Annotated in this window: 18 protein-coding genes; 3 read left to right on the top strand and 15 right to left on the bottom strand. The window is 44.9% G+C overall.

From position 1 onward, the window contains the following. Positions 1–40 precede the first annotated feature (40 nt). Positions 41–778, top strand: a complete 738-nt coding sequence (locus J2Z34_RS03045; protein WP_209458383.1) for a YaaA family protein — start codon at positions 41–43, stop codon at positions 776–778. Continuing rightward, entirely contained in the window at positions 775–2,049 is a 1,275-nt protein-coding gene (locus tag J2Z34_RS03040; RefSeq protein ID WP_209458382.1) for a DUF1576 domain-containing protein, read from the top strand. The genes J2Z34_RS03045 and J2Z34_RS03040 overlap by 4 nt, the downstream gene beginning before the upstream one ends. A gap of 47 nt (positions 2,050–2,096) precedes the next feature. Here the strand turns inward: J2Z34_RS03040 and hemW are convergent, their stop codons facing one another. Continuing rightward, positions 2,097–3,227, bottom strand: coding sequence for a radical SAM family heme chaperone HemW (gene hemW, locus J2Z34_RS03035; RefSeq protein ID WP_209458381.1), 1,131 nt, complete (start codon positions 3,225–3,227; stop codon positions 2,097–2,099). A gap of 1 nt (position 3,228) precedes the next feature. Next, a complete protein-coding gene (lepA, locus tag J2Z34_RS03030) occupies positions 3,229–5,031 on the bottom strand; it encodes a translation elongation factor 4 (protein WP_209458380.1) in 1,803 nt (600 codons plus the stop codon). A gap of 275 nt (positions 5,032–5,306) precedes the next feature. On the opposite strand from lepA, the gene rpsT reads away from it, so the two are divergent. After that, positions 5,307–5,570: a 30S ribosomal protein S20 gene (gene rpsT / locus J2Z34_RS03025; protein ID WP_209458379.1), complete on the top strand. Its 264-nt coding sequence runs from the start codon at positions 5,307–5,309 to the stop codon at positions 5,568–5,570. A 90-nt stretch (positions 5,571–5,660) separates the two neighbouring features. Here rpsT and J2Z34_RS03020 read toward each other — a convergent pair whose 3' ends face one another. From J2Z34_RS03020 to J2Z34_RS02960, 13 genes are all read right to left on the bottom strand, one after another. Next, positions 5,661–6,365: an alpha/beta hydrolase gene (locus tag J2Z34_RS03020; RefSeq protein WP_342453081.1), complete on the bottom strand. Its 705-nt coding sequence runs from the start codon at positions 6,363–6,365 to the stop codon at positions 5,661–5,663. Then, a complete protein-coding gene (locus tag J2Z34_RS03015; protein ID WP_209458377.1) occupies positions 6,362–7,177 on the bottom strand; it encodes an alpha/beta hydrolase in 816 nt (271 codons plus the stop codon). The genes J2Z34_RS03020 and J2Z34_RS03015 overlap by 4 nt, the downstream gene beginning before the upstream one ends. An 8-nt stretch (positions 7,178–7,185) precedes the next feature. Next, positions 7,186–8,238, bottom strand: a complete 1,053-nt coding sequence (holA, locus tag J2Z34_RS03010; protein ID WP_209458376.1) for a DNA polymerase III subunit delta — start codon at positions 8,236–8,238, stop codon at positions 7,186–7,188. After that, complete coding sequence (locus J2Z34_RS03005) at positions 8,239–9,813, bottom strand: ComEC/Rec2 family competence protein (RefSeq protein ID WP_209458375.1); 1,575 nt, start codon at positions 9,811–9,813, stop codon at positions 8,239–8,241. Positions 9,814–9,839: 26 nt separating this feature from the next. Further along, positions 9,840–10,442, bottom strand: a complete 603-nt coding sequence (locus tag J2Z34_RS03000; protein ID WP_209458374.1) for a sigma-70 family RNA polymerase sigma factor — start codon at positions 10,440–10,442, stop codon at positions 9,840–9,842. A 408-nt stretch (positions 10,443–10,850) separates the two neighbouring features. Further along, positions 10,851–11,648, bottom strand: coding sequence for an ABC transporter ATP-binding protein (locus J2Z34_RS02995; RefSeq protein WP_209458373.1), 798 nt, complete (start codon positions 11,646–11,648; stop codon positions 10,851–10,853). Further along, a complete protein-coding gene (locus J2Z34_RS02990; protein ID WP_209458372.1) occupies positions 11,614–12,537 on the bottom strand; it encodes an ABC transporter permease in 924 nt (307 codons plus the stop codon). The genes J2Z34_RS02995 and J2Z34_RS02990 overlap by 35 nt, the downstream gene beginning before the upstream one ends. A 16-nt stretch (positions 12,538–12,553) precedes the next feature. Continuing rightward, entirely contained in the window at positions 12,554–13,519 is a 966-nt protein-coding gene (locus J2Z34_RS02985) for an ABC transporter substrate-binding protein (RefSeq protein ID WP_209458371.1), read from the bottom strand. Between the two features lie 280 nt (positions 13,520–13,799). Continuing rightward, positions 13,800–14,360, bottom strand: a complete 561-nt coding sequence (locus tag J2Z34_RS02980) for a hypothetical protein (protein WP_209458370.1) — start codon at positions 14,358–14,360, stop codon at positions 13,800–13,802. Between the two features lie 146 nt (positions 14,361–14,506). Beyond that, on the bottom strand, positions 14,507–15,793 hold the full coding sequence (locus tag J2Z34_RS02975; protein WP_209458369.1) for a murein hydrolase activator EnvC family protein: 1,287 nt from the start codon (positions 15,791–15,793) through the stop codon (positions 14,507–14,509). A gap of 83 nt (positions 15,794–15,876) precedes the next feature. Further along, positions 15,877–16,290 (bottom strand): HutP family protein, encoded by a 414-nt coding sequence (locus tag J2Z34_RS02970; protein WP_425348036.1) that lies wholly within the window; start codon positions 16,288–16,290, stop codon positions 15,877–15,879. 18 nt (positions 16,291–16,308) lie between these two features. Further along, on the bottom strand, positions 16,309–16,650 hold the full coding sequence (locus J2Z34_RS02965; RefSeq protein ID WP_209458367.1) for a DUF1622 domain-containing protein: 342 nt from the start codon (positions 16,648–16,650) through the stop codon (positions 16,309–16,311). A gap of 53 nt (positions 16,651–16,703) precedes the next feature. Beyond that, positions 16,704–18,671, bottom strand: a complete 1,968-nt coding sequence (locus tag J2Z34_RS02960) for a beta-galactosidase (protein ID WP_209458366.1) — start codon at positions 18,669–18,671, stop codon at positions 16,704–16,706. Between the last annotated feature and the right edge of the window lie 9 nt (positions 18,672–18,680).

Raw genomic sequence — 18,680 nt, 5'->3', positions numbered from 1 at the left:
TCGGACAAAAGAGAATTCATTCACAAATATAGGAGGTACTATGCTCGCAGTCATCTCACCGTCAAAGACTATGCATGAAGTAAAGGTTAATGTTCGGACCTCCACTCCAAGGTTTCAGGTCGATGCTGAGCTACTCGCCGCCACAATGAAGAAGTACGATCCTACTGGACTCATGGACCTTATGGACATCAGTGCCGAACTTGCCGAAATCAATTTCGCGAGGTATCAGGGCTTTTCAAAAGCACACTCATACCCTGCAGCCTATCTCTATCGGGGAGATGTATTCAGGGGACTTGCAATCGATGATATGGATCCAGAATCGATAAAGCATCTGAACCGCCACATCAGGATCTTGTCCGGTCTTTATGGCTATCTAAAGCCCCTTGACAGGATAAAGCCCTACAGGCTTGAAATGTGTACTAAAGTAATGACAGACAAAGGACCCGACCTTTATTCATACTGGGGTGACAAGCTTGCAAGGAATCTGGAACTTGAATCGGATGATGGAATCCTATTGAATATTGCCTCGAAGGAATACTCAAGGGCTGTTATCAGAAAAGACCTTAAATTAAGGGTCGTAGATGTTGAATTCAGGGAGAAAAAAGGTAGTTCATCCAGGATAGTCCCTCTTTTTTCCAAGATTGCTAGAGGGATGATGGCAAGGTACATCTCTGAAGAAAGAGTAAACTCCCTAGATGGGATCAAGGGCTTTAGCTCTGCTGGATACTGCTTCGAAGATTTATTGTCAAACAACGACAGGCTGGTGTTTATCAGATGAGAATATTGAAAAGACTGTCTCCAGACCTTCCTCATGGCGAAAGGTACATGTTTCTCTATATTATTGCGTTAATTGAAATGATATTTTCACTGGTCCTTAATTCACCTTCTGAAATAGTATCCGGACTCTACAGGATAATGATATCTCCCAGCACGTTGATCTCCGACTATTTTGTCATAGGAAATCCAGGGGCTGCATTCATGAACAGCGGTCTTCTGCTGATACTAGGCCTGGGAATATCAAGGCGGGCGAAAAAAGAGCTTTCAGGACCGATGGTAGCAGCATATCTGACACTTGCAGGTTTTTCATTCTTTGGAAAGAACCTGTACAATTCATGGGCTGTACCACTGGGAATATATCTGTATTCAAAGTATGAGAAGGATAGGTTTTCAAATAATATTATCTTTGCCCTTTTTGGGACAACTCTGGGACCGCTGACAAGTCTCATCACTTTCGGTCTGGGACTCCCCCTTCCTCTTGGCATCGTATTTGGAAATCTGGCAGGAATAGCCGCCGGTATAATGATCCCTCCTCTTGCTGCTCAGTTCATCAGGTTTCATCAAGGATTCAACCTGTACAACATTGGATTCACCGCAGGAATAATTGGCATGTTCATGATGGGTTTGCTGCGAGGTTTTGGTTTTGATAGTCCTGCCATTAATATTACAGCCTCCGGCTATAATATTCAGATGGGAATCTTTATCTTTACGATTGCAAACGTGATGCTGTTCATTGGGCTTTCACGGTGCAGCTGGAGCCTTGATGGATTCAAAAGGATTCTGGAGAGCTCGGGCAGAGGGACCGACCTGATTGCAATCGGCGGATTCGGGGCAGTCCTGATAAACATGGCAATCATGAGTACAATAGCTACCTGCTACGTTCTACTTGTCGGAGGGCAGCTGAACGGTCCGATAATGGGAGGAATCTTTACCATAGCTGGTTTTTCAGCATCAGGTAAGCATCCGAGGAACACTGTCCCTGTGCTTGCGGGAGTATTTCTTGCAACTACCCTGCATATCAGTGACACCAATTCAACAGGTGCTCTCCTCGCTGCACTGTTTGGCACAACCCTTGCCCCCATTTCCGGTCACTACGGCTGGTTCTATGGGATACTCGCTGGTCTTGCCCATATGTCGGTAGTATCGAACATCGGATATGTCCATGGCGGAGTGAATCTATACAACAATGGCTTTTCAGGCGGCTTCATTGCTGCTGTAATGGTTCCGCTGATTGAAGCATTAAGAGGAAATAAGACCGGAACTGTAAAATGAGAAGAGAGGCTTAGCCTCCCTTCTCATTTTTTTATATTGAATAACATTCAGGCAGTCAGGATCATGTCGCTAAGTACATGGTTTGAAAGGTCCATTCCCTTTTCAGTGAATCTCATGTTGTCGCCTTCTAAAACCAGAAGTCCATCCCTGACATGCTTTCTCAAGACATCCCCAAAAATATCCATCAGGTCTTCAGAAAACCTCTTCCTAAAACTGCTCAGGGAGATTCCATCAACAAGTCTCATTCCCATGAACAGGAATTCCTCAATGCTGTCTTCCCTTGAATTTTCATGGACCCTTACTGAAGGATCCCCATTGGCCTCAATCGCCCTGATGTAGCCTTCTACTGTCCTTATATTTTCACGCCTGAAGCCTCCAATGAATTCATGTGCTGCTGCACCACAGCCAATGTATTCACCGAATTCCCAGTAAAGCCTGTTATGCCTGCACTCATAGCCTTCCTTTGCATAGTTTGAAATCTCATACCTCAAGAATTCAAGTTCATTCAATCTTGACCTTACAAGGTCCTTCATGGCATCCTCAGTATCCTCATCCGGCAATGACAGAGTATTTCTTCGCCTTCTCTCGTAGAACTGCGTATTCTCCTCGATTATGAGAGAATAGCAGGAAATATGCTCTGGTTCAAGCTTAGCCGCATCATCAAGCGTCTTGCCAAGCATCTTGAGAGTCTCACCTGGCAGCCCATATATTATGTCAATATTGATATTGTTGAATCCAGCTTCTCTCAGCATCAGGAAATTCTCGCGAAATTCCCTGAATGTATGAATTCTTCCGATATCCATCAGCAGAGTGTCATTTGACGACTGAAGCCCTATTGATATCCTGTTCACACCCATGACCTTCAGAACCTCGGCCTTCTCTTTTGTAATATTTCCGGGATTGCACTCCATGGTAAACTCGCAATCCACTGTCCTTGAAACCCTTGAGAGAATGTTTGACAGCATGCCAAGTTCCTCAGCTGACAGATATGAGGGAGTCCCTCCCCCTATGAATATGGTGTCGAAACGCCTGCCCTTTGTCTTTACATCAATCTCCTTAGCGAGTGCATTGATATATGGCACTACAAGGGCTTTTTTGCCTGAATATGATGCAAAATCACAGTAGTAGCATTTCTTTTCGCAGAATGGTATGTGGATATAGAGTCCGAGCCTGTCCAAGTTACTCAACCTTCAGGACAGCCATGAATGCGTCCTGAGGAACCTCTACGGAACCGACCTGTCTCATTCTCTTCTTGCCTTCCTTCTGTTTTTCAAGCAGCTTCTTCTTTCTCGAAATATCTCCACCGTAACACTTTGCAAGAACGTCCTTCCTCATTGCCTTGACGGTCTCCCTTGCGATTATCTTGGATCCGATTGCTGCCTGTATCGGTATTTCGAACATCTGCCTTGGAATGACTTCCTTGAGCTTTTCAGTGATGTTCCTCCCCTTGGTATATGCCCTGTCTTCAGGAACAATCATGGAAAGTGCATCAACTAACTCGCTGTTGAGAAGTATGTCCAACTTGACAAGGATAGTCCTCTGGTAGCCGCTGATTTCATAGTCAAGGGATGCATAGCCTCTGGTCCTTGATTTCAGGGTATCGAAAAAGTCATATATTATCTCATTCAGCGGAAGTATGTAGTTAAGTACAGCCCTTGTCTGCTCAATATACTCCATGTTGAGATATGTGCCTCTTCTTGTCTGGCATAGGTCCATTACAGCCCCGACATACTCTGTCGGTGTAATTATTGAGGCCTTTACCACAGGCTCTTCCATATACTCAATTTCATTGGGTGATGGAAGATTCGTCGGATTGGTAATCTCAACTACATCTCCATCTGTCCTGAACACCTTGTAAATGACTGAAGGTGCCGTAGTAATGATGTCTATGTTGAATTCACGTTCTATCCTCTCCTGTATTATCTCCATATGGAGCAGTCCAAGGAATCCGCATCTGAATCCAAATCCAAGCGCAACGGAATTCTCATATTCGAAGGAAAGCGCCGCATCGTTAAGCTGCAGCTTCTCAAGTGCTTCCTTAAGCTCCTCGTACTTTGCTCCGTCTATTGGATATATGCCCGAGAAAACCATCGGTATCGCTTTCTTATACCCCGGAAGAGCTTCTTTTGCAGGATTCACAGCATCCGTAATCGTATCTCCAACCCTGGCATCCCTGACATTCTTGATGGATCCGGTAACATAACCGACATCACCGGAATAAAGCATCTCAACCGGCAACATGCCGGGAGTGAATACACCCACTTCGGTAACCTCATATATCTTGTTGGAAGCCATGAACTTGATCTTCTTTCCTGGAAAAATCACGCCTTCCTTTACCCTTACATATGCCACTACTCCCTTGTAGGAGTCGTAGTATGAATCGAATATCAGCGCTTTGAGCGGTGCATCATCCTCTCCTTTTGGAGCAGGTACTCTGTCAACTACTGCATCGAGGACATCGACAATGTTGAGTCCAGTCTTCGCTGAAACCTTCGGAGCAGTGTGTGCTTCAAGTCCGATGACATCCTCTATCTCCTTGACGACCTCATCAACCCTTGCTGACGGAAGGTCTATCTTATTTATGACTGGTACGATCTCCAGGTCATTGCCCATGGCCAGATAGCAGTTAGCCAGCGTCTGTGCCTGGATTCCCTGAGTCGAATCAACAACAAGTATCGCTCCTTCGCAAGCTTGTAGACTCCTTGATACCTCGTAGTTAAAATCCACATGACCCGGAGTGTCTATGAGATTAAGGATATATTCCCCGTCTTCCCTTTTGTATATCAGCCTTACAGCCTGAGCCTTTATTGTAATTCCTCTTTCCTGTTCAAGCTCCATATTGTCCAGTACCTGAGTCTCCATTTCCCTCGTCGTCAGAGTCCCAGTGTACTCGATGAGTCTGTCTGCCAGAGTGCTTTTGCCATGGTCGATATGCGCGACTATGGAAAAGTTTCTGATGTGTTTTTGTCTTTCGCTTCCCATCTTGTTCACCTCGTAAATCATCTCAGCATAAATTATAACACATGGATGCGCAATATTCTCTTTTTATGTTTTCATACCCGATGCAATGAAAACATTGAAAAACATTGAAAACGGAGTGAATCTTTATTTTCTTTTCTCTTGAAAGCAAATCCCTTAAATGCTATAATACTCATGTTATAAACCACTCAATTGCAGGTTTCCCCAAAATCGGCGTTGAGACCCTTAAGGGAGCGGTCGTTCCGCACCCGCACAATCAAACCGGAGGGGGTGAAACAATGGCAAATATCAAATCATCTATCAAGAGGATAAGAGTCACAGAGACTAAGACAATGAGAAACAAGATGGTTAAGTCCGCACTCAAAACTTCCATAAAGAAGTATGAGGCAGCAGTAGCTGAAGGCAACAAGGAAAGCGCAGCAGTGCTTTTTACAGCTGCTACTAAGTCACTTGACATGGCTGCAAGCAAGGGCATAATCCACAAGAACATGGCTTCAAGAAAGAAGTCCAGGTTGGCTGCAAAACTCAATGCTATGGCATAATAAATAAAACCGGTCATTTGACCGGTTTATTTATTTGCCCTAAAACTTCAGCATCCCTATGAATTCAATTTTTACACAAATATTCAAGACCTATCCGATGCACTTCTTACCCTCCAGGAACTCCAATACGCAATCGCAGGCTTCATCACATGATGAGCTGTTAAGAACGACATGTCCGCCTTCCTTTAAGTATCTGAGGCTCTTTCTGTCCGAATCCACATGACTGTATATGTATGATGCGCTGCCAATTCTTGTGGTGTCGTCATCCCTTGCCTGAATGACGAGCAATGGACACTTGATTCCACCGATTTTAGGCTTTGAATCTCTAAGCAGCCTCAGAAACTGAAGCATCGATGGAATCGGTGAATTTCGCTTTGCCTGAAGATACCGTCTTGTATTATCAAGTTTCCTGCCCTTCAGATCATCCAAAAGATTGGTCATGACCTGTGGTATGTTCCAGTAATAGATCGGTGTGTTTATCATTACCACCGAACTTAAGTCGTGCCTTTCTGAAAGATTGGCAGCAATAAGGCCTCCCATCGAAAACCCGATAACTGCTGCTTTGTCTCCATCGCTCTCAAGTTCGTCCAAAGCTTCTTCAGCTGATTCAATCCAGTCCTCGCAGGTCGAATTACCAAATTCCTTCAAATCACCAGAGTGGCCATGCAGAGTCGGACATGCCACTATGAATCCTGATTTTTCAAGCTTTTCCACAAGGTTTGCAACCTCGTGCACGCCGCCTCCGAAACCATGCAGGACAAGGCACTTCATCCTGGTTGCATTTCCTTGTGTCACCTGCTCAACCCGAACAGGAACTCCAGTGCTTCCGGAAGCCTCTTTGCCCATTCCTTTTCATTGTGAAGAGCTCCGTCATCTATGAACAGCCTGACATCATCGTCTGACAGCCCCTTCTCCCTCAGAGTCCCATATACCCTTACCGACCCGTCGACATAGCCTCTGTTCAGTATTCTCTTTCTCCTGTCACCTGCTTCATTCGTTCCTACATCGAGGTACCATTTCATAGGATATTTAAGCTTTGACTCCCTGATTGTATCCAAAAGCTTTTTCTCTTCAACCCATACTGAGGTTGACATGGCACCGATCATCGAAAAAATTTCAGGATACCTGGTACCTATGTAGATTGATATGTAGCCCCCCATTGATGAGCCCATGACTGCTGTTGATTTTCTGCCTGGCTTAGTCCTGTATTTGTCATCAATCAGCGGCTTAAGGGTTTTTACCAGGAATTCGCCGTACTTAAACCCTTTTCCTCCAAAAGACCATTGGAGTCCGTGGACCTTCTCGAACTTATCAGCGGGCGGGCATATCCAGGGAGAATACTCGTCAAGCCTTTCATCGCCTCCGTTGTCTATTCCTACGACTATTACCGGCATCCCCTTTTCCCTGAGCCTGTCTGCTGCACCTTGCGCATCCCATATGTCACCATATGCCGAGTCCTCGCTGTGGTATAGATTCTGCCCATCATGCATGTAAACTACAGGATATCTCCTTCGTCCCCTGTCATAACCATCCGGAAGATATACCCTTATTATTCTTTCTCTCTGAAGCTCAGGTATTTCTAACACGAAAAAATCAAAACGTCCCATAATCCTAATCACCTGTTTTCCTTTGCATCGCATATCGAAAGAACCATAACCTCAAGAAGCGATGCCGGATCTACCGAGCTGCTCTTCAGTGTGAGCTCGCTTTCGAGCAGAATCCTGAATATCCGTGAATATTCCTTGTATGAAATGGAGCCTGAAATCCTGCTCATCCGCTCCGCGTACCATGCGCTTGAAGTCCGGAGTTTCGAGGCGATTTCCGTCATCGGCCTTCCCTCTTCTATCAATGGCCTCAATCCGAAAAGCAATCGGATCCTGCTGCCTATAATGCCGATTACTGCCTCAGGCTTTTCGCCCCTGTACATCAGGTCATTCTGAAGGCTTAATATATCCCTTATGTTCCTTCCAATGCCTCTTTCTGTGAAGATCAGGTCCAATAGGTTCATTACATGTCTCTCATCGGATATCGTCATGACCTTCAGAACATCAGCTTTGGTGATTTCTCTGCCTGCTGAATAAGCAAGCAGCTTATCAGCCTCCTTCTCCAACTGCAGAAGGCTTCCCTTGAAATTGTCAGCAATGAAAGATACCATTGGTTTTGGCAATGCTCCTCCCCTCTTTGAAAAGGCTTCCTCCACAAATTCAGGCATTCCTTTCTGCTTAACTGCGTCTATGTGCTCTATTATGCTTGCACCTGAAATCTTCTTCTTCAAAGAATCGAGATAGAAATTTTTCTTTTCAAGCTCATTGTCATATTTGTAGGATGCAAAAAAGTAGAGGTCCTCTCTTGGATTCTCCAGATATCCTGCGACCAGATCCCTTAGGGGAGAATCGTTTCCTGCCTCCTTGTCCATGAATGTGCATTTAGATATCTCCACCAGTATTCCACCAGGGAACATGGAGTATGTGGACAGTGCATTCAGCGCATCATCATATGTCGCCTTGGTGCCATCCAGCCGAATGTGGTTCATTCCGCCAATCTCATCCAGTACAGCCTCCCTTAGCGCATTCCTGACTTCGAAAATCAGCTGTTCATCCTGTCCATATATGAAGTATGCCCTCTTTGCCTTTCTTCTTGCTGTTCCGACCAGTTCCTTGTAGTCCATTTATTTCAACCTGTATACCTTTCCGAATATGAATATGAAATCCGCTTCAACGGCCATACCATTATAATAACTCATTTCAGTTGGTATTTTAAGTCTTTTCCCTTCTACACGGACCTCTGGCAAGCTATTCCAGCCTGTTCCTCTAGATATTTCAACGCGTCTGCCCCCAAGGGTAAAGAATATTGGTTTTTCGAGAGCTATCTCTCCGGCCTCAGGCACCCTTTCCCCGGATATGACAACCGTCCTGAATCCTGAGGATACGACTACTTTACAGTCACCCCAATCGTTTATAATTTCTACCCTTTCAAAAATAGGCACTGAAATCAAAAGACCGCATATGAAAAAAGCGAATAGAAGTCCGAACCGCCTTTTCCTGAATGATATCCATCCTGCAGCAAGAAATGCAGGATAGTACATCAGGATCCTGAGAAGTCCCAAATCAGCGGAAAAGGCTGAAGCCGCTTCGCCAGCCCTGAGTGCAAGCTCCATCATCGAGGAAGTTACCGGCTCGAGCATAAATCTTGCCAAAGTTATCGGACCGAGCAGCACGGATGCAAACGAAGCATAGGTAACCGCTGTGTATATCGGCACCATGGCGATATTGCCTGCGAAGACTCCGGCAGACATTCCACCAGACATGGACACTACGAAAGGAAATGAAAGCGCAAGTGCAGATACAGTCGTTGCCAGTGATGAACCTAATGAAGATGGCATCCACGTCATCCTGCGTCCAATCCTTTTTCCAAGGAGCATCATACCAAGACTTGAAACATAAGTTAACGCGAAACCGTAGCTGAACACAAGGTAAGGTTTTAGTGAAGCCTGTATCATGAAGCTTGCTGCAAGGCCTGTAAGTGGGTCTGGATCTCTCCCTGCTGCTCTTCCAATAGCTTTATAGATACTCATGAGCACCGCCCGGTAGGATGGCACAGAATCGACCACAGCTCCATACAATAGTATCGCAGCAAATCCTGACCTCCTAAGCCTGAGCCTCTCGAACAGCTTCTCAAGCAGGGCAATATGAAAACCTGAAATCGATAGTATATGGAGGATTCCCAGGGATTCCATGGTCGCCATCCTGTCAGGTGACAATTCAGTCCTGTAGCCCAGCACAAGAGAGCCCATGAGGCTGCCGCGGTCGTACCCGTACCACTCTTTCAGGTTTTCTCCCAGATCAGCTCTAAATCGCTTGACACAGCTGACTAAATCGATTGAAATCCTGTAGTCAGAAAAAACCAATTTGCCAATGTATCCATCCTTGTTGATTGGCATTGCCTCATAAACGAATCTCCCTGATATGATGTCGCCTTCCTTCAAACCTTCTTCGATTCCTTCAACCAGATATTTCCTTCCCGCTGCCGTTCCCTCTGCCCTGTATGAATAAATTCTGCCAATCCTCACTGATTCAGGGATTGGAGCGCTGTAATACAAATTTACCGACAGAAAAGCAGCCGCTGCTGCAGCTGCCGGAATGATCAGTACACTTCTGCCATATCTCGTTAACGGTATTGAAGCAGATACCATGCAAAGGAATATGGCTCCTGGTGAAATACCTGCACAAAGAGCCTGAATCATCAGGCATTCAATGAGTGCAGCCAGGGCTAAAGAGTGCAATCTTCTGTCAACAAAAGCGAAAGCATCTTATCCCTCGCCTTCTTTTCCTCCCTTGAGACGTAAACCTGGTGCAGTCCCAACATCTCGCTGATCTCTTTCTGTGTAAGATCCTCGAAATACCTGTAGATCAAAATTTTCTTTTGCACTGGAGTAACCTTTTCAAGCATCTCCTCCACAAGGACTTTGTCGATGACAGAATCATAGGTATTCCATTCGGATTCCTCGTCCCTTCTGCCTTTCCTGATATACTCGAAGATATCTTCGTTTGATTCGACACCCACCCCTTCCTCCATCACCATGGATACGTCGCTGATCGTGAGTTCTCTTTTCTTAAGGCCCTCGTGAGCCCGCCTTGCCTCTCCCCTTATGAAGTAATAGGCATACGTGATGAACTTGTTCTCATATGAGAAATCATAGTTCTTCATTGCCTTGATGAGGCCGAGGCAGCCCGCCTGGAAGATGTCCTTCATATCCTCAGGCTCTTTGCATGCGTAGTAATAGTCCTTTACAAGCCTGTACACAAGTGGAGTGTTCTGCCTTATCAGTTCTTCTTCAGCATTCTTGTCGCCGCTTCTCAGTTGTTTCAGCAATGCTTCATTATAATATATGATAACCCCCCCTTTCATGAGAATTATATATATTAGAGAATACCTTTTCAAATAATGTTATCGACATTTTTAACAAGCTGAATCGTTTGCTATTTTCACATAATTACAATTGAAAATATGCTACTTTATGAATAGGTAATACCAATTTTTTGTTTATAATATGATAATATTATTTTTAGCTTTGCATATACTAATATAGCATCTTGGTTTAAAAACATCTTTTTAATGCTATTTAAAAAAATAAATTCCGCAAATACCGGAAATTGAGTCCCAGTGCCGATTGCAGCGTTTTTCAGGCCAGTTTATAGGCACATAATAAAACAAATATCTGCACGCGCAAAAAAAGCGGTGTATAAAACACCGCTTTAATGGCACTCTCCGAATTTCTTGTCATAAGCTGAGCAGGGACCTGTCTTCCATGGCATCCTCATTGGCATTCTTCTTGAACAGTTCGATAAGGTCCTTCGATGTAAGCCTGGATTTTTCTTCTCCAGCCACATCGAAAACTATCTTGCCCTCATGCATCATGAGAAGTCTGGAGCCATGCTTAACAGCATGCTTTAGGTTATGGGTTATCATCAGTGTTGTTATGCTGTCCTCTTCGACGAGCTGGTCTGTGATCTTCATTATGATCTCACTCGTCTTCGGGTCAAGCGCAGCTGTATGCTCATCAAGCAGAAGCAGCTTCGGTCTCTTCATGACTGCCATGAGCAGAGCCACGCCCTGCCTCTGACCTCCTGACAAAAGTCCCATCTTGGTGTATAGCTTGTCCTCCAGCCCCAGCTCGAGGCTCTTAAGCCTCTCCCTGTAGCCTTCTACTCTGTCCTGAGACACTGCTTTCTTAAGGCTCAGACTTTCGCCTTTTGCGTCAGCAAGCGACAAATTTTCAAGAAGCGTCATTGATGAAGCAACCGACATCTTGGGATCCTGATGGACCCTGCCGATATTGTTAGCCCTTCTAAATGCTTTTACATGGGTTATATCCTGACCGTCGAGTATGATCGTACCTTCATCAGCATCAAGGGTACCCGCAATGAGATTCAGGAATGTTGACTTTCCTGCTCCATTCGAGCCAATTATTGTCGCAAACTCACCCTGCCTGATGTCAATATCCAGTCCGTTTATGACCCTGTTTTCGAGAGGAGTCCCTATGCTAAAGCTCTTGTACAGTCCTTTTATCTGAAGCATTTAAGAGCCTCCCTTCAGCTTTTTTTGATTTTTTTGTTTTTTTTAAAGCTCCTCCTGAGAAGCCAAGAGCAACTACCACAGCTGCAGCGGATACGAGCTTGAATTCATTCGGCTCGATTCCCCAGCCAAGTACGATTATAAGAATCGCCTTGTATATTAGTGCTCCGGTTATTGCCAAATTGCTCATTCCCAGGTTAATGTGCTTGAATATGCTGAGTGCAATGATTATGGCAGCAAGTCCCATGACTGTGGTTCCTACACCCATTCCGATGTCTGCATAACCCTGGTACTGGGCAGTTAGCGCTCCCGAAAGTGCAGCAAGGAAATTGGCGATAGCCAGCCCTATGATTTTCACCTTATGGCTGTCTGAGCTAAGCGACTCAAGTATAGCCTCATTGTCACCTACAGCCCTCAGAAAGAATCCTAGCTTGGTCCTGAAGAATATGTCATAAAGCACCTTAAGCACTATGAGAATTGCAGTAATAAGCAGAAGCGTGCTCAAATTTACTCCAGCTACCTCGACCTCAGGAAGAGTGAATACTGTCTTGTATGTGAAAAGAGGCATATTCGCCCTTCCCATTATTCTTAGGTTTATTGAATATAATCCCGTCATCACAAGGATTCCTGACATCAGCTTATTTACGCCCAGTTTGGTATGTATCAGTCCTGTTATTATTCCACCACAGGAACCGATGAGCGCAGCCAGGAATGTTGCAAGAAATGGATTCACCCCTCTCGAAAGAAGCAGGGCAACGCCTGCAGCTCCCATAGGGAATGTACCGTCAACCGTCATGTCGGCGAAATCCATTATTTTGTATGTTATGTATATCCCGAGACACATTATCGCAAACAATGTGCCCTGTTCGAGAATACTGATAAAGATTCCCATCAGTCTCCTCCTCGAGCTACTTGATTATCGCACCCTTAAGTATGTCTTCAGGTATTGTTATTCCGAGCGCTTCCGCAGTAGCTTTGTTGATAGTAATAGTAGGATTAGCTATAGTGGTTATTGCAATGTCCGTTGGAGCCTTTCCCTTAAGTACTTCAATTGCTTTCTGTCCTGCTTCTTTTCCAAGCTGGTAGTAGTCGATTCCTGCGCTGAGAAGCGCACCTGCCGTTACTCCTGCATCTTCAGCAGCGAATACAGGTATCTTCTTTTCCAGCGCCAGCTTGTTAACGAGAGCATACGCCGAAGCTACAGTATTGTCAGTAGGGATGTAAAGTGCATCGACCTTGGCAAGAAGAACAGGCATTACCTGATTCATTTCGTTTACGTTGGTGACTCCAGCTTCCTCTACAGCAAGTCCAATCTTTGCTGCAGCTTCCTTAAGTCTCTTTACCTGCAGTACGGAATTAGCTTCTGATGTATTGTAAACAACACCAAGCGTCTTGATACCAGGCATTATCTTGACGATAAGGTCCAGCTGAGGTCCTATTGGAACATCATCAGATGTGCCCGTAACGTTGGTTCCAGATTTATCAAGTGCTTTCGCAATTCCGGCATCCACCGGATCAGTAACCGCCGTTATGATTATAGGAATGTCCTTGGTGGAATTGTACGCTGCCTGTGCTGTTGGCGTAGCAATTGCAAATATCATATCTACCTTGTTTGTAACAAAGTCTTTCGCGATAGATTGAGCCGTCTGAGGGTCTCCCTGTGCATTCTTGTAGTCAACTACAAGATTCTTTCCTTCTTCGTAACCGCCTTCCTTCAGTGCATCCAGGAATCCTTTTCTTGATGCATCCAGGGCATCATGCACGACTATCTGGGTTATTCCGATTGTTACCTTTCCATCATCTTTTGCAGAACTGCATCCTGCAACGGCGAGTGATGCGACTACAAGTGCTGCAGCCACCAATTTCTTTACCATACTACCATCCTCCAATAATTCATGAATTAATTATGAATGTATAAATTATAATTGCCTTTGTGAATTTTTGCAAGTTTCATTTGATTGTTTGGCATAACGAAGCCATCACACTTATCGATTGATTGCACCATATCAGCATAGAATTGACATATCATCAAAATCAGCCCGTATAATAATACAGTTTCTTCTATCTTTACACATGGTAACCATTACAGCTTCTAAAATGATATATTTCTTGCAAACAAAAAAGGGATTCCCTCTTCTGAAAATCCCTTTCATATTACGCTGGCCCCATCCTTCTCTGTGTCCACTTTCTGCTGCTTCTGTAGTTTCTGAGCAATCCCTGGTATGCTACCTCAGCATCAAGGTGCATGAAGTCATCCGGCTGAATCAGACTGCCATGCTTCTCAAATTTCGCTATCTTAGCACCTTCAATCACATGAGTCACGAATCCGCTGCACGTATACTTGTAGTTGTTGTACCTTGGTACTCCCAGTATAAAATAGATAAGTCCGAGAATTGAATACCCATAGGCATGCCTGTTTGCCCTGAACCTGTTTATGATATCTTCTACCAAAGCATACTGCTCATCAGTAACCTTTACTTTGAGTACCATGCATTGTGTTTCAGTCTTTACCCCAAACACTCCATCTTCAATATCCTCATCCATGAATGCGCCGATGAATGGATACCATTTATACTTTCTGCTGAAGCTGTAAAGCTCCTTCAGATTTTCATCCAGAGCGATGGATACATGAGACCATTCACCTCCTGTGTACAGCTTTATAGCATTTCCCACTACAGTACCCGGACGAGAAAGGAGTAAATATATATCTTTCAAATCATCACCTCGTTTACAAAATTATATTTTAAACTCTTCAGAGGCTGATTACAAGATATTGTTTCAAATTCTATCTCAAATTCAGAATTCATTAAATAAATACAAAATCCGGGCGAATACTCGCCCGGACGATAGGCTAAATTGAATCAGATATAATTTGCGGGATTGACGTGTTCGCCGTTAACCCTAATCTCAAAGTGGAGATGAGGCCCGGTACTCATGCCTGTGGATCCTACAAATCCAATTGTCTGGCCCTGTGAGACCCTTGAACCCAAAGAGGTGTTGAAGCCCTTCAGATGCGCATAAAGAGACGATACTCCGTTGCCATGGTCTATGATGATGTAGTTGCCATATGATGAGTTATATTTTGCAAGTATAACCACACCACCTTTGACAGCCTTCACTGCTGTTCCTGATGCTGCAGCAAAGTCAACTCCGGTATGGAACTTTGAATACCCAAGTATCGGGTGGATTCTCCATCCATACGGTGATGATATCCTTCCTGAAACAGGTTTAATATATTCAGCAGATGGTGCCTGTGCAGCATTGTTGTTCGAAGCCGGAGCATTCGAAGAGGAAGACGATTCACGAATGAGCTTCTGGATTTCCTTTTCAAGTGCTGCATTCTCTTCGATTATATCGCCAATCTCAGATGCTATTGCCTTTTCTTCAGCTGAAAGCCTGGACAACGCCTGGTTTTTACTGTACTCAATATCCCTTAGAGCTGCAAGCTTTTCTGAATATTTCTTCTTCTCAGCCTCAAGTGCCTTTTTCTCGGTTTCCAGCTTAATCTTTTCAGACTCAAGCTCTTCCTTGGAGGCGAGGAACTGCCGCTTGGTTTCTTCAAGCTCTTCCTGCTTCAACCTAAGTTCTTCCATGAGAAGCTTGACAGCTTCAATTATCTCGTTATCCTTTTCCACAAGCCTGTTGATCATAGTCAGCCTGTCGGTGAACTCAAGCAAGCTCTCTGATTCAACCAGAGCAAAAATCACATCACCGAATGAGCTGTTCATGTAGGATGCCCTGATTCTCGCATCAAGCATTTCCTTCTTTGCAGCCAGTGCGGCTTCCGTCTCGGCGATTTCTGCAAGCTTCCGCTCAATCTCCGCTTCAGTTTCCGCTATCTTCGCGGTCAGATCTGTAATTTTCTTGTTGGTCAGGTTTATCTCAGCTTCCTTAGCCCTTATTTCGGACTTTATCTTGTCTGCCTCTTTAGTAAGCGCAGTCTGCTCCGCTATTATCCCCTGGAGTTCGGCATTAAGTACGGATTTTTCACCAGCTACTTCCGATTTATCCTCCTGGAGCTCTTTTATGGTCTCTTGATTCTCTTTAATCTGGTTTTCCTTGTTAGTCACGGTACCAGTAGCATAGGCACTGGTCTGGAATGCCATGACAATAACCAGGGTCATTGCAATGATTTTAATCTTACCCATAAAAGCCTCCTTTCTACAGTAATAATTTTACTACAAATATCAGGGAACATTATAGTTTCACCAAAATTTCACAAATAGGATTCTTATTTCTCAAGTCCCCTATGTCCCATACCGACGACGACTTCGTCGAGATGAAGCAGACCGATGCTTAGGAATATGCAGATGCATATATCATGCTCAGATCTGGCAATACCGATTTTCCCGCCCACATTCAGATTGCTGGCCTTCATCATCACCTGAGCGAGCGCATCTCTGCAGGCTCCGATTACGGCACCTTCCTGTGCGTATTCGTCAGCGATGAGTCCGCCTCTCTTTGAAGCGACCAGAGACCTCTCAAGTATTTTTGGTATGCTTTGTGAGATATTGCCTCCGATATCGACTGCAGCTCCCTTTATCCCCATCCCATCAAGATGGATGAGCATGTCCTTTTCCTCTTCCCTAGTTGTTATCGCCAGCTTCATAGCGGCTTTTCCAACATCTATACTATTAAACATGATCCTCCAGACGAAATAAGGCTAGGCTTCCCCATTATTCGAACCTTCCTTTATTTCCCAATGCAGGATGAAAGTAAATACTATTCTAAGTGCCATTACTATGACAAGAATCAGGAGCTCATCCAGAGTTCCTATTATGATTGTCTTCAGAAGCTCCGATGCGAGAAGGAATTCGAGCGCTACTCCAAGTCCTCTTGCAAAATCCAGCTTGATCAGGTGGTCAGGTACGTGCCTGTTTATAATTCCCTTGACGTACATGTAAAACCCCTTGAGTGATGAAATAAGTATGATTACGATACCCATCAGCTCGAGCGGATAAATAGCGTAAGGGATGATATCGTGTAGTAATTCTGATATGTGCATTTGTTCCTCCAAATGTTTATTCAAGTATATGATATGCCATGTATTAAATAAATTCAATCCATATATTTAGCAGGATTCAAAACAGGCTGGAATTCTCCTGAAGCGAAAGGACCTATCTCTTCTCCCTCATATGTTACAGCCTTCCCCGTATGATTCATGTAGAAAAGATGGTCTTCGCAGTCCATGGTCCTAAAAACCAGTTCGAGCCCTTCAGGTGAAGCATGGGTCGTCAATCCGGCGCCTTCTGCAATTTCTCTTGCCATGGTATCCATGGTCAGATCATCCGCACCTCCACCAACGTAGTATACAAGGCCTTTGCCATACCTGTTTACCGTTATGCATGCCTTGTCCTTGTAGAATGGGTCATCGTACCTGTAAAGCACTTCAGCGTCAACCGCATCAACCATATCCCGCCAAACGCTGCAGCTGCCTGTTGAACCGTCAGTCCCGATCAGTCTGGCATCCTGTCCCTGCTGTAAGCTCTCGCTTTCCAGGATGCTTATGCCAGCAAGGTCGCTTATAAGACCAGGACTTACAATTCCTCTGTGGACATTGTTGTTTCTCTTCTTGATACCTGCCCTGTAGGAGAATATGACTGTTCCTCCCTGGCTTGCAAATTTCTTTAGCCTTTCAGACAGATCCTCATCTATTAACTGCATGACAGGCACTGCAACAACCTTGTAACCGCCAAAATCCCTGTTTGCCGGAATGACATCGGTTGAAGCATTCATCCTGTGGAAAGGACGGTAAAGCCTTATCATCTCGGTAGTGAAGTCGAACATGGCACTGGCCCTTTGTATTCTCCATGACCAAATGTTGTCATAGTCGTAAACCACCGCAACCTCACTCTTCATCTTACTTTCAAATCCGGACCCGATGCTTGCTGCTTTCTCGAATACGCCTTTGGCCTCCCTGAACTTTCTTCCTTCTCTGTCGTTATGGTCGATTATTCCAAGGCAGAATTGTTCCTGCCCCCTGTCCATGGCTCTCCACCTGAAGAAGAGCATTCCGCTGCAGCCCCTTGAAAGCGCCTGCCATGACCACATCGCGGATTGCAAAGGTCTTGGCAGATACCCTATGATATCATGACCCTGTGCTCCCATAAGCTGTTCAACAATCAGGAAGCTCCTGTCCTTCAGACACCTCATGAAATCATGTGCCATAGCCGTATGAGCTGGGCTGACTGGCTCCTTCAGTCCTCCCCAGACTGGATAGTTGTCGTAGGATACGATATCGAGCTGGTCAGCAATTTTACCGAAATCAAATGCCTTTTCAAAAAATCCTCCTGAAAAATTGTGGGTAACGACCTGCAATTCGCCCTTGCACTCCCTGATCGCATTTAGCTGTACCCTTGCGAACTCCTCTACAGAATTGCTTCTGAACCGGAAATGATCAAGAAGCAAGGACGGGTTGTGGACAGTTATAGTCTCCTTTGGAAGTACTATCTCATCGAAGCTGTTGTAGGTCTGTCCCCAGAAGATTGTCCCATATTCCTTGTTAAGTGAATCGATGTCGCCATACTTTTTTTCAAGGAACTTTCTGAATGCGCTCTCGCACTTCTCGCACCAGCACATGTCGCTGCCTTCGTGGCCGAACTCGTTATCGGCCTGCCAGGCGATTATGCTCTTCCTTTTGCTGTAATGCGATACAAGCTTCCTTACCAGCCTCTCAGAGAGCTCCCTGTATTTGGCCGAGTTGAAGCAATATTGCCTTCTCCCGCCAAATACTCTGGTCTGTCCGTGGATGTCTTCCGAATGGACTTCAGGATATCTTCTGCTTAACCATGCGGGGAATGTTGCGGTAGGTGTCCCAAAAATCACATCAAGACCAGCATTCTCAGCCTTGTCCAGGACATCATCCCAATACGAGAAATCGAACTGGCCTTCTTCCTTCTCAAGCATATGCCATGCGAATTCGCCTATTCTGATGGTATTTACTCCCATCTCTTTCATCCTTGCGAAATCTCTCTCTATTTCATCATTTTCCCAGTGCTCGGGGTAGTAATCGACTCCAAGAATCATATCTTTTCT

Source organism: Youngiibacter multivorans (assembly GCF_017873395.1).
GTDB classification, from domain to species: Bacteria; Bacillota; Clostridia; order Clostridiales; family Clostridiaceae; genus Youngiibacter; species Youngiibacter multivorans.
The sequence above is the reverse complement of the archived record's forward strand: the minus strand, read 5'-3'. Positions and strand labels throughout refer to the sequence as shown.